The organism is Kitasatospora sp. NPDC051164 (genome assembly GCF_044455625.1).
GTDB lineage: Bacteria > Actinomycetota > Actinomycetes > Streptomycetales > Streptomycetaceae > Kitasatospora.
In genome coordinates, this window is sequence record NZ_JBITFB010000062.1 from 1 (window position 1) to 24,303 (window position 24,303).

The 24,303-nt window shown below is 71.1% G+C and carries 19 protein-coding genes and 6 pseudogenes; 16 read left to right on the top strand and 9 right to left on the bottom strand.

What is annotated here, in order from left to right:
* Positions 1-73: 73 nt before the first annotated feature.
* Entirely contained in the window at positions 74-3,460 is a 3,387-nt protein-coding gene (locus tag ACIBEC_RS45215; RefSeq protein WP_396290675.1) for an AfsR/SARP family transcriptional regulator, read from the bottom strand.
* A gap of 438 nt (positions 3,461-3,898) precedes the next feature.
* Positions 3,899-4,072 carry a hypothetical protein gene (locus ACIBEC_RS45220; RefSeq protein WP_360509119.1) on the bottom strand — a complete coding sequence of 58 codons (174 nt, stop codon included), beginning with the start codon at positions 4,070-4,072 and terminating at the stop codon, positions 3,899-3,901.
* 417 nt (positions 4,073-4,489) lie between these two features.
* Here ACIBEC_RS45220 and ACIBEC_RS45225 point away from each other — a divergent pair, with 417 nt between their 5' ends.
* Both ACIBEC_RS45225 and ACIBEC_RS45230 read left to right on the top strand, forming a co-directional pair.
* On the top strand, positions 4,490-5,374 hold the full coding sequence (locus ACIBEC_RS45225; protein WP_360509117.1) for a hypothetical protein: 885 nt from the start codon (positions 4,490-4,492) through the stop codon (positions 5,372-5,374).
* A gap of 61 nt (positions 5,375-5,435) precedes the next feature.
* Positions 5,436-7,019, top strand: a complete 1,584-nt coding sequence (locus ACIBEC_RS45230; RefSeq protein ID WP_360509116.1) for a hypothetical protein — start codon at positions 5,436-5,438, stop codon at positions 7,017-7,019.
* Positions 7,020-7,215: 196 nt separating this feature from the next.
* Here ACIBEC_RS45230 and ACIBEC_RS45235 read toward each other — a convergent pair.
* Positions 7,216-7,347, bottom strand: a pseudogene (locus tag ACIBEC_RS45235) (threonine/serine dehydratase); the annotation flags it as partial.
* Between the two features lie 35 nt (positions 7,348-7,382).
* Here ACIBEC_RS45235 and ACIBEC_RS45240 point away from each other — a divergent pair.
* Positions 7,383-7,736, top strand: a complete 354-nt coding sequence (locus tag ACIBEC_RS45240) for a hypothetical protein (RefSeq protein ID WP_360509114.1) — start codon at positions 7,383-7,385, stop codon at positions 7,734-7,736.
* A 24-nt stretch (positions 7,737-7,760) separates the two neighbouring features.
* A complete protein-coding gene (locus ACIBEC_RS45245; RefSeq protein WP_360509112.1) occupies positions 7,761-8,132 on the top strand; it encodes a hypothetical protein in 372 nt (123 codons plus the stop codon).
* 25 nt (positions 8,133-8,157) lie between these two features.
* Here the strand turns inward: ACIBEC_RS45245 and ACIBEC_RS45250 are convergent.
* Positions 8,158-8,533, bottom strand: a pseudogene (locus tag ACIBEC_RS45250) (transposase); the annotation flags it as partial.
* Between ACIBEC_RS45250 and ACIBEC_RS45255 the strand changes: the two are divergent.
* From ACIBEC_RS45255 to ACIBEC_RS45265, 3 genes are all read left to right on the top strand, one after another.
* On the top strand, positions 8,493-8,903 hold the full coding sequence (locus ACIBEC_RS45255) for a hypothetical protein (protein WP_360509110.1): 411 nt from the start codon (positions 8,493-8,495) through the stop codon (positions 8,901-8,903). The pseudogene ACIBEC_RS45250 and the gene ACIBEC_RS45255 overlap by 41 nt on opposite strands.
* Entirely contained in the window at positions 8,816-9,421 is a 606-nt protein-coding gene (locus tag ACIBEC_RS45260) for a helicase associated domain-containing protein (protein ID WP_360509108.1), read from the top strand. The genes ACIBEC_RS45255 and ACIBEC_RS45260 overlap by 88 nt, the downstream gene beginning before the upstream one ends.
* A 470-nt stretch (positions 9,422-9,891) precedes the next feature.
* A complete protein-coding gene (locus ACIBEC_RS45265; RefSeq protein ID WP_360509106.1) occupies positions 9,892-10,329 on the top strand; it encodes a DUF4259 domain-containing protein in 438 nt (145 codons plus the stop codon).
* 34 nt (positions 10,330-10,363) lie between these two features.
* Here the strand turns inward: ACIBEC_RS45265 and ACIBEC_RS45270 are convergent.
* Positions 10,364-10,681, bottom strand: a pseudogene (locus tag ACIBEC_RS45270) (transposase); the annotation flags it as partial.
* Between the two features lie 141 nt (positions 10,682-10,822).
* Here ACIBEC_RS45270 and ACIBEC_RS45275 point away from each other — a divergent pair.
* Positions 10,823-11,008, top strand: a complete 186-nt coding sequence (locus ACIBEC_RS45275) for a hypothetical protein (RefSeq protein WP_360509104.1) — start codon at positions 10,823-10,825, stop codon at positions 11,006-11,008.
* 347 nt (positions 11,009-11,355) lie between these two features.
* Here ACIBEC_RS45275 and ACIBEC_RS45280 read toward each other — a convergent pair whose 3' ends face one another.
* Together ACIBEC_RS45280 and ACIBEC_RS45285 are read right to left on the bottom strand one after the other, a co-directional pair.
* Entirely contained in the window at positions 11,356-13,935 is a 2,580-nt protein-coding gene (locus ACIBEC_RS45280) for a DUF6493 family protein (RefSeq protein WP_360509102.1), read from the bottom strand.
* Positions 13,932-15,344, bottom strand: a complete 1,413-nt coding sequence (locus tag ACIBEC_RS45285; RefSeq protein WP_360509100.1) for an SWIM zinc finger family protein — start codon at positions 15,342-15,344, stop codon at positions 13,932-13,934. The genes ACIBEC_RS45280 and ACIBEC_RS45285 overlap by 4 nt, the downstream gene beginning before the upstream one ends.
* A gap of 423 nt (positions 15,345-15,767) precedes the next feature.
* Here ACIBEC_RS45285 and ACIBEC_RS45290 point away from each other — a divergent pair.
* The 7 genes and pseudogenes from ACIBEC_RS45290 to ACIBEC_RS45320 form a co-directional block, all read left to right on the top strand.
* Positions 15,768-16,010, top strand: a pseudogene (locus ACIBEC_RS45290) (DEAD/DEAH box helicase); the annotation flags it as partial.
* A gap of 134 nt (positions 16,011-16,144) precedes the next feature.
* Positions 16,145-18,049, top strand: a complete 1,905-nt coding sequence (locus ACIBEC_RS45295; protein WP_360509098.1) for a Helicase associated domain protein — start codon at positions 16,145-16,147, stop codon at positions 18,047-18,049.
* 487 nt (positions 18,050-18,536) lie between these two features.
* Positions 18,537-18,842 (top strand): annotated as a pseudogene (locus ACIBEC_RS45300) (YihY/virulence factor BrkB family protein); the annotation flags it as partial.
* A 451-nt stretch (positions 18,843-19,293) separates the two neighbouring features.
* On the top strand, positions 19,294-19,650 hold the full coding sequence (locus tag ACIBEC_RS45305; protein ID WP_360509097.1) for a hypothetical protein: 357 nt from the start codon (positions 19,294-19,296) through the stop codon (positions 19,648-19,650).
* Positions 19,651-19,964: 314 nt separating this feature from the next.
* A complete protein-coding gene (locus tag ACIBEC_RS45310) occupies positions 19,965-21,218 on the top strand; it encodes an IS256 family transposase (protein ID WP_360509095.1) in 1,254 nt (417 codons plus the stop codon).
* Between the two features lie 134 nt (positions 21,219-21,352).
* Positions 21,353-22,336 (top strand): GNAT family N-acetyltransferase, encoded by a 984-nt coding sequence (locus tag ACIBEC_RS45315; RefSeq protein ID WP_360509093.1) that lies wholly within the window; start codon positions 21,353-21,355, stop codon positions 22,334-22,336.
* A gap of 114 nt (positions 22,337-22,450) precedes the next feature.
* Complete coding sequence (locus ACIBEC_RS45320) at positions 22,451-23,173, top strand: SAVMC3_10250 family protein (RefSeq protein WP_360509092.1); 723 nt, start codon at positions 22,451-22,453, stop codon at positions 23,171-23,173.
* Here ACIBEC_RS45320 and ACIBEC_RS45325 read toward each other — a convergent pair.
* Together ACIBEC_RS45325 and ACIBEC_RS45330 are read right to left on the bottom strand one after the other, a co-directional pair.
* Positions 23,130-23,789 carry a tyrosine-type recombinase/integrase gene (locus tag ACIBEC_RS45325; protein ID WP_360509090.1) on the bottom strand — a complete coding sequence of 220 codons (660 nt, stop codon included), beginning with the start codon at positions 23,787-23,789 and terminating at the stop codon, positions 23,130-23,132. The two genes, ACIBEC_RS45320 and ACIBEC_RS45325, sit on opposite strands and share 44 nt — an antisense overlap.
* Before the next feature lie 108 nt (positions 23,790-23,897).
* Entirely contained in the window at positions 23,898-24,038 is a 141-nt protein-coding gene (locus tag ACIBEC_RS45330; RefSeq protein WP_360509088.1) for a hypothetical protein, read from the bottom strand.
* A 13-nt stretch (positions 24,039-24,051) separates the two neighbouring features.
* On the opposite strand from ACIBEC_RS45330, the pseudogene ACIBEC_RS45335 reads away from it, so the two are divergent.
* Positions 24,052-24,301: pseudogene (locus tag ACIBEC_RS45335) on the top strand (transposase family protein); the annotation flags it as partial.
* Positions 24,302-24,303 lie beyond the last annotated feature (2 nt).

Genomic DNA, 24,303 nt, shown 5'->3' on the forward strand with positions numbered 1-24,303 from the left:
AAGACGGCGTGGATCAACGACCCGGCCAAGCGCAGGGAACCCGCACCACAAACCTCATAGCGTCACGACCGTCTCACTGGACTTGAAATCTTCCGAGCCGTTGGACAATATCGAGAGCCTGATGAAGATAGGTCTCATACTCGCGGGCGTATCCCTCCTGGCCGTAGCCGTTCGCGATTCCTTCGAGTGCACGTGCCTCCTGAAGCGGATAGGAGATCGCACGGGCGATCGCCAACGCCCTTGCGTGATGGTCACGTGCGTCGACCCACCGCGCGCGCTTCGCAAGGAGCCTGCCGAGCGCATTGAGGACTTCCGCTTCGAGCCCTGGGTCCTGGAGATCTCCGCACTGGGCCAGCGCCTGGCTCAGGCTCTCGGCTGCGGCGTCGAGTTCTCCCGTGGCCCGTTGGGCATCGCCGAGGTGGACCAGCGCGCGTGCTTCGGCCGCTGGCACGCCGATGGCGCGGAACCCGGTCAGGGCCTGCTGGAGGAGTTCGACGGCCTGCGCGTGGCGCCCGGTCTCATGCTGGAGGCTTCCCAGCGTGACGAGGGCGTCCAGCTCGCCCCGGCGTATGCCCGCCGTGCGGAACATCTCCAACGCGGCCCGGAGGTTTTCGGCGGCCACCTCGTGCTGCCCGGTCACGAGTTGGACACGTGCCAGTAGGGCGAGGGAGTTCGCGTGGCCGATCGGGTTTCCCATTGCACGGAGGATCTCCAGAGCTGCACGGTGGTTCTCGACGGCCTCCTCGTACCGTCCCATCGCCTCCTGCGCCAGACCGAGGCCCTGATGGGCGTTGGCTTGGCAGAACCGGTTTCCCATGGCGCGGAACTGGCTGATCGAGGCGTCGTGGTTGCGTGCCGCGTCTTCGTAGCGCCCGGTCTTCTCTCCGATCAGGCCGAGATTGAAATGGACGTTGCCCAGGCCGACCCGGTCCCCCAGGGTGCGAAACAGGTCAAGGGCCGGCGGGAGGCTCTCGGTGGCCTGGTCGGTCTGCCCGGCGAGCTGTTGGACGAAGGCGAGTCTGACCAGAGCATTGGCCTGGCCAGGAAGATCGCCGGCTTCCTGGTAGATCGCCAGTGACGCGCGGCACGAGTCGATCGCGTCCTCGTATCGTCCCTCGCTCTGTTGCACATCCCCTAGGCAGAAGAGCGTGTATGCCTCGCCGAGCCGCTCACCGAGCGTCCGGTACAGGGTCATTGCCTGCCGGAGCAACTCTGTGGCCGGTTCCAGATGCCCCCGCAGGTCTCGAAGCTTGGCCAGGTAAACCAGGGCGTCGGCTTGGCCGAGCCGGTCGCCCGTGACAATCGCGGTGTCCAGAGCGATCTGGTGCAGGGTCTCGGCCTGTTCCCAATGGCCCTGGCCCCGAAGGATCTCGTGCAGGGCCGATGGCAGACGTACAGCGTGCAGCGGGCGGTTCTGTGCGGCGGCGAGCTCCACGGCCGCGTGCAGGTTGGTGCGTTCGGTCAGCAACCAGGCGGTTGCCCGTTCCGGGGTCGACAGATCGGGGCTGATCGCGGAGGGCGCGTGGCTGGTGGCGGGCTGGCTGTGGCGGGCGAAGTGGCGGTTGGCGGCGGTGCTGCCCGCCAGGTAGTAGTCCAGCAGCCGGTCAAGGGCAGCGACGCGTTCTTCGGGCCGGTCCGCCCCGGCAAGGTCGCGGGCGTGCTCGCGCAGGAGGTCGTGCATGCGGTAGCGGCCGCGGACCGGTTCGTCGATCAGATGATGGTCCTCCAGTACCTCCAGCCGCCGCCGGGCCGTGGCGAGGTCGGTGTCGTCCAGCGCGGCGGCGGCGTACGTGTCGAGGTCGTCACCGGGGTGCAGGCCGAGCCGTCGGAAGAGCCGTTTCAGGTCTGCCGGCAGGTGGCGATAGGAGAGGTCGAAGACGGCGGCAACCGAGGTCGTCCCGGCACAGATCGCGTCCAGGCGCCCGGTGGCATCGCTGAGGTCCGAGACGAGGTCCGCGACCGACCAGGACGGATGGTGACGCAGACGGGCCGCCAGAAGCTGGATGGCCAGCGGCAGGTACCCGCACAGGCGCACCGTCTCGACGACCGAGGGGTCCTCGGGAGGCAAGCCCGCCCGGCCCGCTCTGGCCGTGAACAACTCGGCGGCCTCGCGCGGGGGCAGAACGTCCAACGTGATGGGGACGCTGTCCTCAAGGCCCACCATCCGGCGGCGGCTCGTGACCATCACCAGGGTTCCGGGCGCGCCGGGAACCAGGGGGCTGACCTGCTCGCTGCCGAGAGCGTCGTCCAACAGCAGCAGGATCTTCTTGCCCGCCACCCGGCTGCGCCACATCCCCGCCCGCGCTGACAGTTCGGACGGGATCTCCCGCGGCGCCACCCCGACGGCCAGCAGCAGGGCGGCGAGGGCTTCCGCCGGTTGGACGACGCGCGTGCCCGGCGTGTGCGCGTGCAGTGGCAGGAATATCTGGCCATCGGGGAAGTAGGAGGCCAACCGGTGCGCGCAGTGGATGGCGAAGGCGCTCTTGCCGATGCCTGGCATGCCGTCGACGGCGTGGATCCCCAGCACTCCACCCGCTTCGGCGCCGCGGCGGCACGCGGCGAGCACGGCGGCGAGTTCTTCGCGACGCCCGACGAACGCGGAAACGTCCCGGGGTAGTGAGGCGGCCGGGAGTGCTGTTGCCGGCGACGCCGTTGCCGCGCGTGGTGACGAGGACGCGGCTTCGCCGTCGGAGGCCAGGATCTGCTGATGGGCGTGCCGTACCGGGGCGCCCGGGTCGACGCCGAGTTCCTCGGCGAGCCTGGTGCGCAGGGCGCGGTGGACGTCGAGGGCCTGAGCCGTGCGGCCGCAGCCGTGCAGGGCGAGCATGAGCTGGGCGTGGAAGGCCTCGTGGAGCGGGTGTTCGGCGGTCAGCGCGGTCAGGTCGGCGACCAGGTCCCGGTGGCGTCCGGTGCGCAGGCCCGCGGTGAACGCCCGTTCCAGCAGGGCGAGTCGGGTCTCGCGCAGCTGGGTGGCCTGGGGGCCGGCGGTGAGCCCGGGCACGTCGGCGAACGGCTCGCCCCGCCACAGGGCCAGGGCCTGGTCCGCGCCGGCCGTCACCGCCGCCCAGTCTCCGTGCTCGTGCGCGTCTCGCACCCGCTCGGCCGCGCCGGCGAAGGCGAGTGAGTCCGGTTCGTCCGGCTCCACGGAGAGCAGGTAGCCGCTGGGCACCGACCGCAGCCGGGGGCCGTACGGGCCCAGCGCCGTCCGCAGGCGATTGACGTGGTTGTGCAGGGAGGCGAGCGCCGTGCGGGGCGGAACGCCGTCCCACAGCAGGTCCACCAGGGCGTCGACCCGGACGGCCTCACCGGGCGTGCACAGGAGCCCGGCCAGCAGCGTGCGCACCTTCGGGCTGGCGAGCGGCAGCGGCTGCCCGTCGCGTTCCACCTGCAACGGCCCGAGCAGCCCAAACCGGATCCCCACGCCGAAACCCCCGTAGTAATGAGCGCTCACATCGGCCATGGATCGCTGTTATCGCCATATTAGAGGCCTGTGAGCAGGCGGAGTCACGATCGGTGCATCCGTCCGGTCGGGCGTGAACGGGCAATGGTTCGTTCCTCCATGATCCGGTGACACGAACCTCGGGGGAGACCGCTGCCGCGTACGCCAGGCGCGTCGTTCACTCGGTGACTGCCCTGCTCGGCAGTGGCATTGCCAGGCTCGGCGGCACACCTCTCCCGTCAATCCCAGAAGGCTCCGTCATGATCCGCACCCGTATTGCCCAGGCCTCCGCGGTCGCCGCCGTCTCGCTCACCGTCCTGCTGATCGCTCCGGCCGCTTCCGCAGTCACCGGTGGCGCTTCCGCTGCCGCCACGTCCGACCGCCGCCACGACTGCCACCACGACCGCCGCCGGCTCGGACAGCCTCGGCTGGGGCGCCTGAGCGCGGGATGGACATCGTCTACGCCAGCCTCAGGCTCCGGCGGCCGGGTGAGGTGGCGCAGACGAGCGCAGCGGCCGCGGCAGAGGTGGTGGACGCCCTCTGGGCGCACACGAGCCCGCCGACGGACTCCAGCACGTCAGCGTACAGCCCGCCCATGACCGGCTCGACCTCCTGCTCTACCTGCTCAGCCACGACCCGGCCGATGGGGCCGACGCCGTCAGGTGTGCCCACGGCCTGATCTCCCGTAGCCACCGGACATCTCCCCTGCTCCTGCGCTGCTACCTGCCCCCGGAGCCGCCGGAGGCCGCGGACCACTCAGCCCGGTGACCGCCACGCCCACCGCGCAGCGCCGGCCACCCGGGCACCACGCCCACCGCGGCCCGCCGACCGTGGAGCGCGCGAAGCCTACCCAACTTCCCGGTAGCGGCGTTCCCGCCCGCCCGGTCCCGTTCCTCCCGCTGCCGGGCCAGGTGTCGCCGCGGCGACCGCGTCCCGCCGCCGGCTGTGACCGCTCCACCCGCAGCGCAGGACAGCCGTCCCCGCGACATGCACACCCGCCCCACTCCTAGCCGCCCTCTTTCTCGACTCCCCATGAAGGGACGACCCGTCATGCCCCTTGTCCGCCGTCGCCGAGCGCTCCTGATCGCCGCCGTCCCCGCGATCGCCCTCGCGGCTGTTACCGCGAACCAGTTCGTCCCGACGTCCTCGGCGGCCACCGCACCGGCCACCGTCTCCCCGACGGCCGCCCCCGCCCTCGCGGCCGCCCCCGTCACCGCGGCCGCCCCCGTCACCGCGGCCGCCCCCGTCACCGCGACGCCCCGCGCGGCGGCCACCACCCCCTCCTCGCCGGCGGCGGTGCCCCCGGTCGACGCCTCCGCTCCACCCGCGCCCGCCGTGCCGGCACCGCCGGCCGGCACCTCTCCCGCCGGCCAGGCCCAGCCAGCCGCACCGATCGCTCCCACCCAGCTGCCCAACAGCGCGAAGGCGGGCTGGAAACCCCTCGGTGCGCCGGTGCCGCGCCCCACCGGCCAGCACACCGACCTGAACGAATGCCTCGGCATCGACGGCGCGACGGGATGGCTCCAGCAGGGCTGGGCGAGCACCGCCAAGACCCCCGCCATCCAGGACACCTTCACCTTCGCCACCCCGCAGGCCGCCGCCCAGGTGTTCCAGCAGCTCACCTCCGCCATGAACACCTGCCAGGACCGGCTTGCCGTCCTGCAGAGCCAGAACGGCCGCTCCCCCGACGCCGCCGTCACCGCGACCGCCACCGCCGACGGCGCCGCCGCCTGGACCTACCGGTGGACCGCCGTACCGGGCTTGTCCGCGCCCGGGCAGCAGTCCCAGCACGTCTACCTCGCCCAGCAGGCCGGACAGTTGACCGTCCTGCAGTACACCGACCTCGACTCCGCGGGCCAGAGCGACACCGCCACCGCAGACGGTGACCGAAAGGCCCTGGACGTCCTCCTGGCGCAGCTCACCGCAGCCCGGTGACCCGCCCCGCACGCACGGCACCCGCATGACAGCCCACGTTCCCGCTCCCGAAGGAATCATCATGAACCGTTCCAAGTCCACCACGTTCACCTCCCTCGCCACGACCGTCGCCCTGACCGCCGGCGTCGTGGCCACGCTCGCCGTCGGCAGCCCGGCCCAGGCCGCGTCGAGCGCCGGCGGAACGATCAGCCGCAGCGAGGTCATGGCCCGGGCACAGTCCTGGGTCGACGAAAACGTCCCCTACAACCAGGGCGGTTACAAGCCCGACGCGAACGGCACCTACCGCGAGGACTGCTCCGGATACGTCTCCATGGCCTGGCACCTCAAGGAGAGCATGGTCACCTGGACCCTGCCGGACGTGTCCACCAAGATCGGCTTCTCGGACCTCAAGCCGGGCGACGCGATGGACTACACCGCCGAGCACACCTTCCTGTTCGCCGGCTGGACCGACAAGTCGAGCGGTGCGTTCAAGTACTACGCGGAGAGCAACCCGAACAACCCCACCCACGGGCCGACCTCCGCCAACATCAACAACTCGAAGGTCGAGGGCTGGCCCACCGGCTACTACACCGCCCTGCGCTACAACAACATCGTCGACGACACCCCCGCCCCGACTCCGACTCCGGTGGCCGGGACGACCGGTGCGAGTGTGTACGTTCCGGACGCGAAGACCACCGAGGTGTTCAGGCCGGGCTCGGACGGTCAGATCTACCACACGTGGTACACGACGGGCTCGACCGGCTGGTCGAACTGGCAGCTAGTCGCGCCGGGCAAGTTCGTCGGCGAGCCGCGGGCGGTCTACCACGCCGACAAGAAGACCACCGAGGTCATGGCCCTGGGCACCGACGGCCAGATCTACCACTCCTACTTCACCGCGGGCTCCGCCGGCTGGAGCGACTGGCAGCTCGTCGCGCCGGGCAAGTTCACCGGCCAGCTCCAGGTCGTCTACCAGGCCGACAAGCAGACCACCGAGGTCGTGGCGATCGGTGACGACCAGCAGGTCTACCACTCGTGGTACACGACGGGCGCGACCGGCTGGTCGAACTGGCAGCTCATCGCACCCGGCAAGGCCACGAAGGTGCAGACCGTCTACCAGGCCGACAAGCAGACCATCGAGGTCTTCGCCCTCGGTGACGACCAGCAGGTCTACCACTCCTGGTACACGGCCGGCTCGACCGGCTGGTCGAACTGGCAGCTCGTCGCGCCGGGCAAGGCCACGAACCTGCAGACCGTCTACCAGGCCGACAAGCAGACCACCGAGGTCGTGGCGATCGGTGACGACCAGCAGGTCTACCACTCCTGGTACACGACGGGCGCGACCGGCTGGTCGAACTGGCAGCTCATCGCGCCGGGCAAGGCCACGAAGGTGCAGACCGTCTACCACGCCGACAAGCAGACCATCGAGGTCTTCGCCCTGGACAACGACCAGCACATCTACCACGCGTACTACACGGCGGGGTCGACCGGCTGGTCGAACTGGCAGCCCGTCGCCACCGGCACCTTCACCGACATCTACGCCACCGCCTACCAGGCCGACAAGAAGACCAGCGAAGTCTTCGCCACCGGCACCGACGGCCAGCCCTACCACGCCTGGTACACCACCGGCTCCACCGGATGGAGCGACTGGAACAAGCTCGGCTTCTGACCGTCCGACACGGTGACCGGCCTGCGCGCGGTGCCCGGTCAGGCAGACGGGCACGTGCGGGGACAACAACACGGGACAGCCGAGGGGCGGGCGTCCGGATCCGGAGGAAAGCGACCCCGGATCCGGGCGCCGCCGCGTTTCCGCTGTCCCGTGCCCTCCTGCCGGGAGCCGGACGGTGGCGGTAGCCGGCGGTACGTCAGGTGGCGGGGACGAGATCGGACGGGTCGGTGTTCGCCCCGCACAGGACGACGGCGACGCGCTCGCCCTCGCCGGGCCGGTAGGCGCCGGAGGTCCGCGCGCCCAGGGCGGTGGCGGCGGCGTGCTCGATCGAAGGACTGGCGCAACACCACAAGGAAATAGAAGGTGCCAAGCGACACGGAGATCGTCTCCACCGTTTCCTCGCCGCCGGCGCCGACCGTCACCAAGCTCCAGCTCCTCCTTGTGGGCTCGCTTGACGACCGCGTGGCCCTCCCGCTCCACGAACTGGGCCAGGGCCGCCAGACCCTGCGCGAAGCGATCCGTCCGGGACACCTTCGGCTTCGCCTCGGCCGCGGCCTTCGCGGCCACCAGCTCCGGGTCCGCCTCGATGCCGATCGCCGTCAGCAGGTCCCGCTGATCCTCGACCAGGTCCGGCCAGCCGGCCCGCTGCGCCTTAGAAGTCATCTCATTTGGGAGGTCTGCGATGCCTATGAAAGGGGATGGCGCTGGCGAACCTGATCTCGCGTGCGAGGATCAGGCCAGGTGCACCTCTGGACGGTGCTCGCCCTGAAAGATCGCCGCAGAGGTAAGGAGGGGTGCTGGATGTTCACGGGGGGAACTGCGCGGTTGCTGGTCACGAACGACGGTGAAGTGCCGCTGGAGCTGACCGTGGAGCCCTGGGCCGACACCTACCAGATCCAGCGCCAGCAGACCTGCGTCGTTGTCACCCACTCACCGGCGGCAGACGGTTCCTGGTCCGGGACGCAGCGTGGGGATGAGCCCTTCCAGGTCGTGCATCGGCCGGATTCGGTGACGGTGTGGGCCAACGGCCGTTGCTTCCACCTCGCTGATATGGCGGGCCATGCGATCGACGCGGCCGACTGGCAGTGCCCAGCTCAGGGCGCGGTCTCCTGAAGGTGCCTCCCTGGGCGGCGACCGATCAGGTGCTGACAACTCTGAAATCATCGCACTCGGCGAGTCGGCGGTGGCAGATCATGGCTGCGGCGATGCTGGCGAAGGCCGCGAAGTGATCAGCCTTGCGTTCATAGCGGCGGTGGAGTCGGCGGAAGCCGTTCAGCCAGGCCACGGTCCTCTCGATCACCCAGCGGTGCCGACCGAGGCGCGCGGAGGCCTCGACACCCCGGCGGGCGAATGCGGGCAGTGATCTGGCGCCGTCTCAGGTAGGTGCGGATGAAGCGGTGCTCGTTGGCCTTGTCGCCGTGGAGCTTTCCGGGCCTGTGCCGACGCGGCCCGCGCCCGGAGCGGATCGGCGGGATGGCTTCGGACACCGAGATCGAAGCCTCGCCGTTCCGCACGATCTGGCGCGTCCTGCGGGCACTCGCCGCGCACGACGCCCGGGTGGTGGGCCGGATCACCGAGCTGCGTGCCCACCGCGCCCAGCCGGCCCTGCTCACCACTACGGCGCAGGTCGCCGGGGAAGGCGCCGAGGCCGGGGAAGGCGCCGAGGCTGGGGAAGGCGAGCAGCAGCCGGCGGTGGTGGAGTCGCCGGTCGAGTGGCTGCGGATCGACGCCCGGCGTCACGCCGGCGCCATCCTCCAGACGGTGAAGCTGCGGGCGTTCAACCCGCGGGCCGTGGAGTGGCAGCGCATGCACGCGGTCGCCGCCAGGTTCCACCTCGAGCACGGCCACCTCGACCCACCGACAAGCAGGCACACCCGGAGCTGATTTCCTGGCTGGACCGGCAGCGCGACCTCAACGGCCAAGGCCTGCTCGACGCGGCCCGCGTCGCGGAGCTGGACGCGCTCGGCATGATCTGGTCCAAGCACGCCAACGCCTGGGAACGTGGTTACGCCTACGCCCGCGCCTGGGCCGCCCACCACGGCCACCTGGCGATCCCCGCCACCGAGAAGCTCGATGGCTACGCGGTGGGGGCGTGGATGCGCCGCCAGCGCAAGGCCGAGGCCCTCACCGCCGACCAGGCCGCCAAGCTCGACGCGCTGGACGAACTGTGGCGCCTGGAACCGGACTGGAACCGCTTCTACCGCCGCCTGCTCGCCTACCTCGCCGCCGGCGGCACCCTGGACGGCCCGGCCAACCGCACCGGCCTCGGCGACGACCCCACCTTCCGGCCCGGCACCTGGCTGCGCAAGCAGGCGGGGGCCCGCACCGACGGGAAGCTGACCGACCAGCAGACCGCGCTCCTGGATGCGCTCACCCGGCACGCCGAGACCGTGATGGGCTGACCCGCCCCGCAACCAGCAGCTGACCTGACCCGCGGGGCCGCGTTTTGTGAGTGGTCTTGGGGGACGTCTAGCTGGTGGTCTTGTGCGCGCATGGTGATCCGGCCCGGCATGGCATCACCGCATGTCAGGTGCCATTGTGGGCGGGCCGGAAATGCCGACAACCCCTTCTCCTGTCCTTTGTCTTGGTGGTGGAGGTAGGCCGGTCGGTTCGGTTCGGGGTTCGCGCCTGCGGCGGGCCGGGGGTTCTTCTGCGCGTCCGGCGAAGCCGTCCGCGCCGACCAGCCAGCCCACGGCGGTCCCCGGCACCACGCCGGTTCCACGTAGACACCTCACGTTGTTAGCTCGTCAAGCCACCTCCGGAAGTCGCTTGGAAGAGAATGGCTGCTGGTCGAACAAGATGTGGGCGGGCGTGCGCCCGCCTTGTCGGTAGCCGGTGGCATGATCCTCGCCAACGACGCGAGGAGGTCATCGTGGGGACGTGGGGTATCGGCCCGTTCGACAACGACACGGCTGCGGACTTCGCCGGAGCGCTGGATGAGGCCGAGTCCGTCGAGCGGGAGGCCATGGTTCGTGGGGTCCTCACCCGAACGTTGAGCACGTCGGACTACCTCTATGAGGCGCAGGAGGCGGTGGCTGCGGCCGCACTGATCGCGGCCCAGTGCCCTGGAGGCCGACAGGCCGACTCCGGATACGGTCCGAAGACTGTGATGCCGATGTTCTCCGAGGACCTCCGCCTGCTCGCCGATGAGGCCCTCGCGCGCATCGCTTCCGATGAGTTCGGCATCACCGAGAGCTGGGTCGCGGCCGCTGACTGCGCTCGGTGGATCGCCATGATCAAGGCTCTTCGTTCGATGCTCAACCCACCACCTCCGTCGATCGACGTTCCGCTCTTCGACCTCGACGCGTAGGGGATCGCGACAGGCCAGCTCCGTGATTGGTGGGTCAGGCAGCAGCAGCAATCAGCTGGGTGGGGAAGGCCAACGCTTCGTCGAACGGGATGTGCTTCTGGAGGCAGTGGTAGAGCTGGCCGATCATCTTGTTGAAGAGGTTGCGCTGGGCGGCGGCGTGCCAGTCGCCGTGGTCGTCGCGGCGGCGCCGATAGTGGGCCTTCGCACCGGATGATGCCGTGAGGGCAGCAAAGGCCCAGAGGTAGCCGGCGTGGTTGAGCCGGTCATTCTTCACCCACCGGCGGGTGATGCTCGACTTCTTGCCGGAGGCCCGGGTGATCGGGGAGGCGCCCGCGTAGGCCTTGAGGCCGCGGGGCAAGGACGTCGTCGGCGCACCCGGGGAGAGCATGGCCGGCCGGGCCGGGAAGCAGGCCATCCGCTCCGGCGCCTCTCACCTCGCGCCGGTTGTCCACGCGACCGGCCAGCCGGCGGACGCCTGGCCTTCACCGTCCGGATGAAGGCCGACCAGTTCACCATGTCGGCCGGCTCCACGGAGGACTCCCCGGGCCTGCGCCGCGGCTTCATTCCCCGCGCGGACGGTACCGAGGCCATGAGGGAGTGGCTTGTGGAGACCGGCCGCGCCGTCGAGGACGCCGACATCGCCTACCTCGAAGTCCGCGGCTGGATCCCCGAGCAGTAGGCCGGTCGGCCTCTCCCCTGTGACTGAGCGCTTCAGTTGGCGAATGCGCAGTTGAGTTGGCGGGTTGAGCGCTTGGCTGACCCCGACTGGAACCCCCAGCGGCTGGGACGGGACGCCGTCCACCACCCGCACGACATGGCCGACGGCATGGAACCGTAGGGCCCGACCAGGAGAAGAGCACAAGGGCCCGTTCCCGGCATCGGAGCTGCCGGGAACGGGCCACAACGCATTCTGCCGCCGCGCCGCGCCTCGACCGACCTCGGTGGGTATCCGGTCGTGCCGGCGGGCAAAGGCGCCCTTGCCGCGCAGGGGACGGCGGTCTACGCGTTGCTGGGGTGAGCCGCCGCTCAGCTCGCCGTCAGCACGGCGTGCAGTGCTCGGGCCTCCTTCAGCAGGCGGGAGGAGCCGCGCTGCGCCGCAAGCGCCTTGACCACCGGCAGCGCGCCGGTCGCGCCGCTACGGGCGGCGCAATCGGTGGCGATGGCCAGCAGCTCCGGGACGCCGCGTATCGGCTCCGGGGCCAGCAGGCCCGGCAGGGCGGCGCGGAGGACCGACCAGACCGTCCCGTACGCGCCGGACTCGGCGGCCTGGCGGAGGCTGAGCGGCAGCCGCTTCGGCGGGGCCACGCCGCAGCGGACCGCCTCGGCGAGGTCCGAGCCCAGGCGCTCCGCGTCGAGCGCGCCCTGGGCGGCGAGCAGCAGCAGGGAGTCGACGGCCGCCGTGCGGTCCTCCGCCGTTGCCGCGCCGAGTGCGCACGCCACCGTCAGGTGGACCCCGGGGCCGGCCGGGCCGCCCGCCTCGACCAGCTGCGGCAGCAGCTGGGCGCCCTTGGCGCCATACTGGGCGGCTTCGATGATCGCGCTGCCGAGCCGCACCGCCAGCTCCTCGCGGTGGCAGGGCAGCACGGCGAGGGCGTAGGGCGTCGCGATATTGCCGTAGGCGGGGATGTGACGCCCCTCCCCGTCCAGCATCGGGTTGAGCATCCGGCGTATGTCCGGGTGGAGCAGGGGCTCCTGATCCGGCGCGAGCCCGGGCTGGGTGACGCGCGGGCACGCTCGCGACCCCGCCCCGGCCGGCAGCCGCTCGGTACGCTGGCCGGGCAGCCCGCCCTGGGCGAGCCACCGAGCCAGCCGTCGGCCCTCCGCCGAGCGGAGCTGCACGGCTGCGGCCTGCACCGCCGGATCGTCCGTCGGCAGGACGCGGAGCAGTGCCTGGCTGAAGTCGGCCGCGCCGACCTCGCCCTCCGCTGCCTCCAGGGCGGCGAGGCGCTCCACCAGCGCGGCCGCCTCCAGCCCGCCGTCCGCGTAGCTGGGCGTGGCGACGAGGAAGGGCGTGCGTCCGAGCACGATGAGAGCGGCGGCCTCGCGCACCCGGGTGGCGTGGACGGCGCTGAGGCGTTCCTGATATGCCGTCCGGAGCGGGCCCTGCCCCTGCAGCATGGCGCGCGCCCGCGCCTCGGTGACCTGACCCGCGGCCGCGGCCGCGGCGAGGGCGATCCAGGTGTGGTCCGGGGACCAGACGTTAAGCGTCTCGGCCCACTGCTCCTCGCCCAGCACCGGCTTCAGCGCCACCCGGAGCGCCTCCCCGTCCCGGAACGCCTCGCGGACCAGGCCGGCCAGCGTCCGCTCGAAGGCGGCGACACTGCCGTCGCCCGCCAGCACGGCGGCCAGCTCCTCGGCCACGGCGGCGGGCCCATCCAACGGTCCGGCCAGCGGGAGCCGCTGGGGGAGCGGCGGCAGCAACTCCTCGTAGGGCGCGGCCGCGTCCGAGGCGGCGGGGGCGTCCAGGCCGAAGAGCGCCACCGCACTGGCGGCCTGGGCCGGACCGAGCAGCTCGGTCGCCGCCTGCAGTTCGGGCAGCAGGGCAGGACCCGCCACCTTCAGGTGACGCGCCGCCACCTTGAGCGCCCGCTCCTGCAGTTCCGCGTCGCTCTGCCCGAAGGCCAGAGCCGCGCCGCGCACGGCCGCCGCCGCCCAGTCCGGGGAGCGCCGACCGGAGCGGTCCAGCCAGGTGAGCTGGGCGCGCAGCAGCTTCTTCTCACTGCGGAAGAAGACCGTGGCCGAGGCCTCGACCAGGTGCTCCGGCTCCAGCAGGCCCACGGCGTCCGCCTCGGCGAGCTGTGCCTGGCCGAGGGCGGCCACCGGCGACAGGCTGCCCAGCAGCGGCAGGTAGGCGCGGATCCGTGCGGCGATCTCCTCCGGGGTCGGCGCGAGCTGCTCCAGCAGCCGCTGGAAGCCGCGCTGGTCGCCCGGCCGTCCGCCGCGCGCCAGCCGGGCCAGGCAGCGGTCGAGTATCTCGTCGCGCTCGACCACGCCGGCCTCGATCAGCCCGAGGACCGCGCCACGCCACGCCTCGCCCAGCTGGTCGCCCGCGCCCACGACGTCGAACATCCCGAGGAGCAGCGAGGGGGTCGACGGCGCCTGAGTCAGCCGGGGCACCAGCTCGCGCCGGTACTCCTCGGTCGCGTACGACGGGACGTGGTGGTGCTGCCACGCAAGCACCACTCCGTCCGTCACCGGCACCGGCTCACCCGCGGCGCGGGCGAGGCGCTCGATCGCAGGGTACTCGTCGCCGAACCAACCGGGCCGCCGGTCGGCGATCCGGCGCAGCACCTCCGCCTGCCACTGCGGACTCTGCCGGTCGACGACGGCCAGGACCGTCTCGTTCTGCCAGACCACGATCCCGGCGGGGGAACCGACTCCGCTCGCCCAGGAGAACGCGGAGGAGGGCGCCGTGTGACAGCCGAGCCCGGCCACCAGCAGGGCCAGCTTCCGGCCTCCCGAGTGCTCCCACCAGGCGGCGGACATCTCCTTGCGGCGGCGCTTGAGTTCGGGCAGCAGGGCGCGGCGCTCCGCCGGGCCCAGTGCGGCCAGCGCAGCCACGACGCCGTCGGCATCCCCAGCGTCCACACAGTCCAGCAGGCTCATCGCGCCGCCCCCTCCTTCTCCTTCAGCGCGGCGGAGGCCGTCGCCTCCGCCGCCAACCCGACCGCCAGCACGTGCTTGCACGGCCCGCGCCCGCCGCGGTACTTGGCCCACCAGAGGCAGGTACACCCCAGCGAGCCGTCCGCCGCGCGGCGGACCCGTTGTACATGATCCTCCACGTGCACCAGTGCGCCGCCGTCCGCCTGCGGGCGGACCGCCCCTGCGGCGACCAGTGTGCGGGCGGCCCGCAGCCGCGGGTTGTGGGATTCGGCGCAGCCCGCTTCATAGGGGAGCCTGCGGTGGAAGAAGGCCGCCTCGGCGGTGTCGTATCCGACCTGCCCGGCGGTGCCCAGCCGCGTCAACGCCGCGCGGACCCGCTGCGACGACAGGCCGGCCTGATCGGCCAGCTCTCCCACGTCGATACGCGGCTCCCAGGCCAGCAGCACCGCGACCAGTTCCGCGTCCTGCTCGCAGCCGGCCGAGGCCAGCGCGTCCAGCACGCCGCCCTCGCCGGAGAAGCCGCGGGCCGGGTCGGGGGAGAGAGTGAGCGTCAGCCGCATGCCGGGCAGCTCGACCTCCCAGGCGGAGCTGGTCGGCCGGCTGTCCCCAGCCGTCAGCGGCGGGCCGTAGACGCGCAGCGCGAGAGCGTGGCGCAGCACCCGCTGCAGCGCGACCAGCCGCTGCGGGCCGGGCAGGCAGACGGCGCCGGGTACGGGCCGGCTGGTCGGCCGCAGCAGACGCCCGGTGGGGATGACCCACTGCGTCGGGCCGGCCGTGCCGCGCGCGCTCCCCGCACTTCCCGCCGTCAGCGGGCGGAGGAAGCGGACCGCCTCGGCGGCGGGCAACTCGGCGCGCAGGTCGAAACCGGCGGCCACCACCTGCGTTTCGGCGAAGCCGCGCAGCCAGCGGTCCGGCAGCGGAACCTTCTTCTCCACCAGCGGTCCGTCCAGCGTGGTGACCTCCAGCGCCTCCGGACCGACCGCGAGCCGCAGCGGCTCGGCCGGGCCGAGGCGGCCGAGGGCGTCCCGCAGCGGAACGTTGATGTCGACATTGGTGGTTCCGTGGCAAATCTCGCCGCCGTCCAGGCCGGACTCGAGCACGTCGAGCCGGGCGTAGACGCCGCAGCAGCCGGAGAAGGACTCGAAGCGCAGCCGGTCGCCGTTGGCGGTGACCACCGGGTCCAGCGAGGCGAGCAGCCGGGGCTGGTAGTAGCGCGCGGCGGCCACGTCCGCGACCGCGAGCAGCCCGGCGGCCGCCGCTGAAGGGGTCGTCAGCATCCCCTCGAAGAAGTGGGGATGGGCGACCTCGCCGAAGGGCGTGGCCCCGCCGGAGGTCTCCAGCCCGAGGCGCCCGTGCAGGTCGTCCAGCACTGATGAGCGCAGATAGCGGTACGCGTGAGCGGTTTGCGTCATGTCGGCAACGCTAGAGCAGGAGGCTGACAGCCCTCGGCGCCGGGCCTGCGGCGACGGGGCTCCGCGGAAATTGCGGACGCCCTTCGCCGGCCTGCCTGTTTTCAAGGACCGGCTCGGCCTGGAACGCGAAGCTCCCAGGCGTGTCCGATAGGGAGCGGCCGTGGACATCACCCCAGCGAAAGGCCTACTCAACTCGCCAACTGAAGCGCTCAGTCACAGGGCGGCCTCTCCCCATCCATGACCTGGCCCCGGGGAGAGGCCGCCCGCGCTGACCCTGCCACAGCCCCGCCCGCCCCGAGGCGCCGTCTCAGCATCCGAAGGAGCAGCACCGTCGTGGAGACCACCACCGCCACCGCCGAGCAGACCGTGCCGGCCGGACTGCGCGCCTAGGCCGTACCGCCGCTCCCGGCCCAGCCGACCGGCATGGTGAACCCGTTGCCGCTGCACTGGTTCCAGAAGGACGCCGTCGCGGCCGCCGTACGCGAGGTGAAGGACGGCGGCCGCGCGACGGTGGTGGCGGCGACCGGCTCCGGGAAGACGCTGATCGCCGCAGGCTGCGCGCGGCGTTTGGCCGCGCGTGGCCGGGTGTTGGTGCTGGTGCCGACGATCGAGTTGCTGGATCAGACCGCGGAGTCCTGGTCGCTGCGCGGCGGGCGCCGGGGCCTGGCGGTGGCGGCGTCTCCCGGGAGGAGGCGCTGGAGAGCGCGGAGGCCGGCGGCCGCGTCCACTCCCAGGTCACCACCAAGGCCCCGCGGATCGCGGACCTGGTCGCCGCCGCGCGGCCGGGCGAGCCGGTCACCGTGTACGCCACCTACGCGTCCCTGGAACGCATCGTCCAGGCCCACCGGCTGTGCGGCCTCCCGGCCTGGGACCTGGTCGTGGTCGACGAGGCCCACCGCACCGCAGGCTCCGAGGGCAAGGCGTGGGCGGCCGTGCACGCCGACGCCAAGGTCCCTGCCGTGCGGCGGCTGTACTTCACCGCGACCCCGCGGATCGCCGACGACCGCGCCGCCAAGGACGGCCTGGCCGACCTCGGCGGCCCCGCTGGCGCCGACGGTGCCGACAGCGAGGGTGCGCAGCGGCTGCCCGCGTTGTGCTCCATGGACGACGAGACGATCTACGGCAAAACCGTGTTCACCTGGACTCTCGGGCAGGGCATCGAGCACGGCTACCTTGCCGACTACCGCGTCCTGGTCCCCGTCGTCACCGACGAAGACCTGCACGACCTGCTGAGCCTGCCCGCCGTCGCCGACCTGCGCTCCCAACGCTCCAACGAGGAACTGCTGCGCCTCGCGTTGCAGGTCGTGGTGCTGCGCGCGGTCGTCGACCTCGACCTGCGCCGGGTCATCACGTTCCACTCCCGGGTGTCCGGGGCGCGGCAGTTCGCGGACACCCTGACCACGGCCGCCGCCCTGCTGAAGGACGCGGACCGTCCCGAACGGCTGACCGCGCTCGCCGTGGCCGGCGCCGACCGTCTCAGGGACCGGCGGGCCGCGTTCGCCACCTTCAAGGCCTCCACCGGCGAGGACGGCGAACAGTGCTGCATCATCTGCAACTCCCGGCTGCTGACGGAGGGGATCGACGTCGCCGCGGTGGATGCGGTGTGCTTCGCGGACCCGAAGTCGTCCGTGATCGACATCGTCCAGGCGGTCGGCCGGGCGCTGCGCCAGTCCTACCGGCAGGGCAAAGTCAGCTGGGTCATCATCCCCGTCTACCTCCCCTCGCCCGAGGTCGGCGACGACACCGCCACCGCCGACCCGGCCGAGGTCCACGACGCCGGCGCGGCCATGAAGGACGAGGCCGACACCGAGATCGAAGCCTCGTCGTTTCGCACGATCTGGCGCGTCCTGCGGGCACTCGCCGCGCACGACGCCCGGGTGGTGGGCCGGATCACCGAGCTGCGTGCCCACCGCGCCCAGCCGGCCCTGCTCACCACCACGGCCTCGGAGGACGGCACGGCCGCCGAGGCTGGGGACGGCGAGCAGCAGCCGGCGCCGGTCGAGTCGCCGGTGGACTGGCTGCGGATCGACGCCCGGCGTCACGCCGGCGCCATCCTCCAGACGGTGAAGCTGCGGGCGTTCAACCCGCGGGCCGTGGAGTGGCAGCGCATGCACGCGGTCGCCGCCAGGTTCCACCTCGAGCACGGCCACCTCGACCCCACCGACAAGACCCGCCACGCGGAGCTGATCTCCTGGCTCGACCGCCAGCGCCACCTCAACGGCCAGCACCTGCTCGGCCCGGCCCGCGTCTCCGAGCTGGACGCGCTCGGCATGATCTGGTCCAAGCACGCCAACGCCTGGGAACGCGGCCACGCCTACGCCCGCGCCTGGGCCGCCCACCACGGCCACCTCGCGATCCCCGCCACCGAGAAGCTCGACGACTACGCGGTCGGGGCGTGGATGCGCCGCCAACGCAAAGCCGAGAACCTCGGCGCCGACCAGGTGGCGAAGCTCGACGCGCTGGACGAACTGTGGCGCCTGGAACCGGACTGGAACCGCTCCTACCGCCGCCTGCTCACCTACCTCGCCGCCGGCGGCACCCTCGACGGCCCCGCCAACCGCACCGGCCTCGGCGACGACCCCGCCTTCCGGCCCGGCACCTGGCTACGCAAGCAGGCGGGGGCCCGCACCGACGGGAAGCTGACCGACCAGCAGACCGCGCTCCTGGATGCGCTCACGCGCCATGCCGAGACCGTGATGGGCTGACCCGCCCCGCAACCAGCAGCTGACCTGACCCGCGGGGCCGCGTTTTGTGAGTGGTCTTGGGGGACGTCTAGCTGGTGGTCTTGTGAGTGCATGGTGATCCGGCCCGGCACGGCATCACCGCATGTCAGGTGCCGTTTTGGGCGGGCGGGAAATGCCGACAACCCCTTCGGCGAGGTCGGTGCGGGCCGGTCCCCCCGGGAGCGCTGCGGGTGCCGTCGGCGGCTCGGCGGGGGCGTTCGGTGTTGCACGGGTGCACGAGTGCCCGCGAGAAGGCGGGGCTCGCCAGCTGCGGGATGGCCACGGCCGTGGTGCTTTCCGTGGGGCCCTCATGTGGCTCCTCCTGTAGAGCCTGTGTCTGAACCTCGCCCGGACCCACGCAGCGCAAGGTCAGAACACTGTCTTTTGCCTAACCAAGGCTACGGCGGGCCTCCGAAAGGAAGGGGGCTGCTGACCGAAACCGTGGGAGATATTGCGATCAGAAACTCGTCGGTGGATCTCCCCGGGCAGTGTGCTGGCCGTGGGGCTGTGGCTGGCGCTGTCCGGCGGCTTCGCCGCGTACGTGGCGAACTTCGGCTCCTACAACAGGACCTACGGCACGCTGGCCGGGGTGATCGTGTTCCTGGTCTGGCTGTGGCTGTCCAATCTGGCGATCCTGCTCGGGCTGGAGTTCGATGCCGAGCTGGCCCGTGAGCGGGCGATCGAGGGCGGCATGCCCGCCTCCCAGGAGCCCTACGTGCCGCCCCGGGACACTCGCAAGTGGCCCGACGAAGGCGGCGGCGGCAGTCGAAGCTGACCCGGCCCTCTTCCTTGACGGTCTGGATGAGCTCGCGCGGGACGGACAGGCGCGAGAGCGCCCATGTGAGCCGCCAGAGGTGAGGAGGGATGGGTCGTGAGTGACGCGACAGGTCCGGGCCGTGAGGACCAGAGCACCGCGAACGCGATAGCGCACGCCACGCAGGAGAGCCGGCGCGGGCCACGCGGTGGTGCAACATGCGCCCGATATAGCGCTATTGGTACCTTTTGGGGTCATGCGGAGAGTGGTGGGCGTTGCGGCGGGCTTCGCCACGGGTTCAGGCATCGCCCGGGCAGGCGCCGGTCGGCGTGGAGGCGGAGACCGGGGACCGGCCGATGCGGCGCTGGTACGGCGTCCCGGCGGGCTCCGGGCGTCGGGGCGGGTCCGTCCGGGCGCGAGCTGGCACCTGCGTGCCCGCAGGCGGTGCCGTCTGCCGTTCCCGGTCTGTTCCGTGCTCCTGGTCCTTGTGTCGGCGCTGGTCTGGGTGGTGACCGGTCCGTCGGAGGATGCCCGGGCCGCGAGCGCGTGTGCGGCGAGTCTGTGCGTCCTCAATGCGAGTGCCGCGGACGCCCTGTACGTCCACCCCGGCAGCATTCACGTCACTGGCGACATCCTGGTCGACTCGACGAACAGTCAGGCCGCGCTCGTCAGCGGCGCCACCACGGTCACCGCGACCGGGGGCACCATCGGCGGCCCGGCCGCGCCGGCCGGCTTCGCCACCGCGAGCGGCGGCTCCTACAGCCCGGCCCCGGTCAACCAGAGCGCCGGTACCGACCCGTACGCCGCCTTTACTGGTAGGAGGCTGTGATCGGGTGATCTGGGTTCCTGATCCTGACGATCTACGAGGCTACCGACCGTGGTCGCCATGAGTGTGCTTTCCTCCAAGGGGCAAATTCGGTCGCTTCAGCTTTCGGGCTGCAACGCGGCTGGCGGGGTGCTCCGGCCCACCGGGATCCGGTGGCGGCCGACGCTGACGAACGCAAGGCTGGTGATGAGTAACGGAGCAATGCTCAGGACTTGTGGATCAGCCCCGGGCGGGATGCGGAAGGCGTACCTTCCCGAATGATCCGCAAGGTCACCGAGTAGGCCCGCGTTCGCAGCGCGGGTCGGGAAGGTACACCCGTGCTCAGCGTAGTCACCTCCGAGGGTTCCACCGAGTCCGGCTCCCTGATCGACAAGATCGTCCGTGAGGGTGCCCGCCGGATGCTGGCCGCCGCGCTGGAGGCCGAAGTCAACCAGTACATAGCCGAGTTGGCCGCCGAGCGGGACGAGCGCGGGCACCGGCTGGTGGTCCGCAACGGCCACCACCGGAGGCGGACCGTGGTCACCGCCGCCGGCCCCGTCGAGGTCACCGCGCCGCGGGTGAACGACCGCCGCGTGGACGAGGCCACCGGCGAGAGCCAGCGGTTCTCCTCGAAGATCCTGGCGCCGTGGTGCCGCAAGTCCCCGAAGGTCTCCGAGGTGCTGCCGCTGCTCTACCTGCACGGCCTGTCCTCCGGTGACTTCGTGCCCGCGCTGGAGCAGTTCCTCGGCTCCGCGGCCGGCCTGTCCCCGGCGACGGTGATCCGGCTGACCAAGCAGTGGGGCGAAGACCACGCTGCCTTCCAGCAATGCGACCTCTCGGACCGGGACTTCGTTTACGTGTGGGCCGACGGCGTGCACCCCAAAGTCCCCCTCGGGCAGGCGCATTCGTGCGTGCTGGTGCTGCTCGGGGTGCGGCTGGATGGCACCAAGGAGCTGATCGCGCTCGCGGAGGGGCTGCGGGAGTCGACCGAGTCGTGGGCTGACCTGCTGCGCGACTGCCGCCGCCGGGGCATGCGCGACCCCGAACTCGTCGTCGGCGACGGTGCGATGGGGCTGTGGCGGGCCCTGGCCGAAGTGTTCCCGGCCGCCCGCCACCAGCGGTGCTGGGTCCATAAGGCCCGAAACATTACGAACGCCCTGCCGAAGTCCGCACAGCCGGGCGCAAAGAAGGCCATGCAGGAGATCTACAACGCCGAGGACCGCGCGCACGCGGAGAAGGCCATCGACGCTTTCGCCAAGACCTACGGGACGAAGTGGCCGAAGGCCGTCGCGAAGATCACCGAGGATCGGGAGGAGCTGCTGGCGTTCTACGACTTCCCGGCCGAGCACTGGATCCACCTGCGGACCACGAACCCCATCGAGTCGACGTTCTCCACGGTCAAGCTGCGAACCAAGGTCACCCGCGGGGCCGGCAGCCCGGCCGCGGCCCTGGCCATGGTGTTCAAGCTGGTCGAGTCCGCCCAGGCTCGCTGGCGCGCGATCACCGGAGCCCACGTCGTCGCCCTCGTCCGCTCCGGAGCCGAGTTCAAGAACGGCGTCCTGGTCGAACGGGAGGAGGCCACGGCAGCCTGATCACACGTCAACCGATTGTCGCCCTCGTCCGCACCGGGGCCCGCTTCGAACGCGGCCAACTCGTTGAACGGCCGCAGACGACAGCGGCATGAATAGGGTGGCGGACCTGCCTCGAAGTTGGAGACCATCCGGTCATGTCGGATGACACGCCAGGACAGGACCTTCCGGTCGGCTTCGGGTTCCGGCCGTATCGCGGCAGCGAAGACCACGGCGCCATGGCCGCGGTGCGGCTGGGGTGTGCCGAACAGGACGGGGTCGATGCCCATTCGGTTGTGGAAGGGCTCCCGACAGCAGCCGAGATCGCCGAAGCCTCGGCCAAGCTGGAGGAGCCGTCCAAGAACCAGACCCTGGTGGTATACGACGGCAGCGTCGTCGGCTACTCGACGATCCGGTGGTGGCAAGAGCGGGACGATACGTGGCTCTACCTGCACCGCGGCTACCTCTTGCCCCAGCATCGCCGCCAAGGCATCGGCTCAGCCATGCTGAGCTGGGCCGACGAGCGGATCCGCCAGCTCGTCGAACAGCATGGAACGACTCGGACGGCAGTGATCGGCGCGAACGCTCTGGTCTCCGAGCAGGACGCCACCGCCCTCCTCCTGGCAGCGGGCTACCGACGTGTCTTCAGCCTGGTCGAGATGGAATTGGGCGATCTGCAGCAGCTGCCCGAGGGGGACAGCGAACTGCCGGCCGGGATACGGACGGGACCGATCGGGCCAAGCCACTACCGTGCAGCCTGGCGGACGGTCGTCGATTCGTATGCGGATGCCGGTTTCACTCAGAAATGGCCGTTCCAGGACTTCGTCGACACCGCCGACTCGGCATGCTGGAGGGCTGCATGGAACGGGCAGGACATGGTCGGCGTCGCCCTCTGCTCCATCCGCCGCCACGACCACACCGTGGGCGAGATCGAAGAGCTGAGTGTCCGGACGGACCATCAACGCCTCGGAATCGGCCGGGCCCTGCTACTGGACGGGCTGCGAAGCCTTCGTGAGCAGGGTGCAACGACCGCCCGGCTGTTCACGGGCACGGCGAATCCGCACCGGTCTTACCACCTTTACGAGAGCGTGGGGTTCCAGCGGCAGAACGAGCACGTCCGCTATCGCAAGCCGCTTGCTTGACCGACCAGCCCTCGGGCGGTCTGATCAGTCCACAGGATTTGACAATTCCTCTGAGTACTCGGCTGATGGCAAGGCCCTTGTCACCGAACGTCCTCTGCCATCAGCATCAGGGGCATGCGTGAACTGATCTATTTGTCCAACCGAAAGCTTGAGCAGTTCTACGAGCTCAAGAGGTCCAGGCGTTGGCCGGGGTTCGACAAGTTGAGCGCCAAGGCTCCGATGGGGTTAGGGGAGTTCGAGGTCACGATGGCTGATCGCCAGACTGCTTCTGAGCACCCGGACTTGGCCAAGGCCCTCCGCCACATCACGGGCTTGCGTCCACGGCCTGCCTGGTACTTCGAGGGGCGGCCGGAACCTGGACAGTGGGTGCGGTTCGACGCACGCTTGAACTACAGGGTCGTGGAACCGGTGGTGGAACCACTGGGAGACGAACCTGCAGGCCCCCCGTTCTGTGAGCCAGCTCTGCTCTTCTGGCAGCCGCAGGCACTCTGGAATGCTTCCCAGCCCCGCCTGCTGCTGCATGGTTCTCCTGAACACCTGGTGGGTGCGATCCAAGCGGATCCCTCCTCTGAACGCCAACTGCGGGTTCCACCTTCGTTGCCCATGGGGCTGATCGAGTTCTTGGGCCTCGCCAGGCGGCCCTCACTCGGGCCCGCAAGCGCCACACGTGTCATGTCGTGGTTGCTGGACGAGATTGATGACAGCCTGCCCTCGCAGATGGCCAGCCGCATGTCCGGATACGCCAGGGTGACTTTCGAGATCGCGACTGAGTGGCCCGACACTGCGCGACTAATCATCGCCAGTCCCTTGTACGTGGAGCACGCCTACGGTCCCTGAGCAAGCTGAGCTGGTGGGGCGTGACCCTGCCGAGGCCGGCCCGTTCCGCAGCCATGCGGACAACCTGCTCGATGCGGGAAGCGTTGACCGGGCGGCCGTGGTCGGTGAACAGCAGGTTCGACCGTAGGCCCTCGGGCCGGTGCAGCAGCCAGTCGTCCAGTAGCGTCTTCAGCTGCGGGTGCAGGGGGACATAGCGGTCGGTGTGCATCTTGCCGACCGGGACACGCAGCCAGTAGGCGGAGCCGATCTGGACCACCGCGTCGATTGCGAGACCGAGCATCTCGCTGCGGCGCATTCCGGTGCGGGCAAGGATCTCGATGGCCAGCCGCGCGAACGGATCGGGGTCCTGGCGGGCGGCGGCCAGCAGTTTGGCGGCAGCAGCGTCGTCGAGGAAACGGGGCAGCGGCTCGTCCGCGATCGGGAAGTCGCTGTCGAAAACCAGCTGGCGGAGTGGCCGGTCGTCGGCCTCCCACTCGTCCAGGCGGCGGAAGAACCCGCGGAGCTTGCTCAGCCGATCGCGGACGGTGTGCCGGTGCAGGGGCCCGCCGCGGGCGGCCGGTCGTTCCAGCAGCCACTGCCGGTAGCGTTCGACGTGCCGCCGTTTGTGGTCGGCCACTCACCCCACCGTCGCATCCGTTCATGCCCTGGGCGGCCCGGTGGGCGAGGTAGTACTCGACGAGGTCCGGGCGCACGATTGGCAGGGCTGCGGCGCGGGCCCGGCTCATCAGACGGCCGTCCGGTCTGCGTCGATGGCGTCGCTGGCCTGCAGGTACTGCTCGGAGAGCCAGCTGTTGGCCAGGTGGATGTAGATCCGCCGGAGCAGGCCCCCGTCCCGTGGGGAATTGCGCGACCGCCGACACGGCACGGCGCCCACAGTGATCGCCGACGGCGGCTACCGCGGCACCGGCCTGCTCATCCCGCATTACCGCTGGCACAAGGACGAGATCCTGGGCGACTGGAAAGAGCACCACAACGTCGGCCACCGCCGCGCCCTGGGCCCGCGTCGAGCACACCTTCGCCCGCATGAAGACCTGGAAGATCCTCCGTGACTGCCGCCTCAAGGGCGACGGCGTCCACCGTGCCATCCTCGGCATCGCACGCCTGCACAACCTCGCGCTCACCGGCTGACG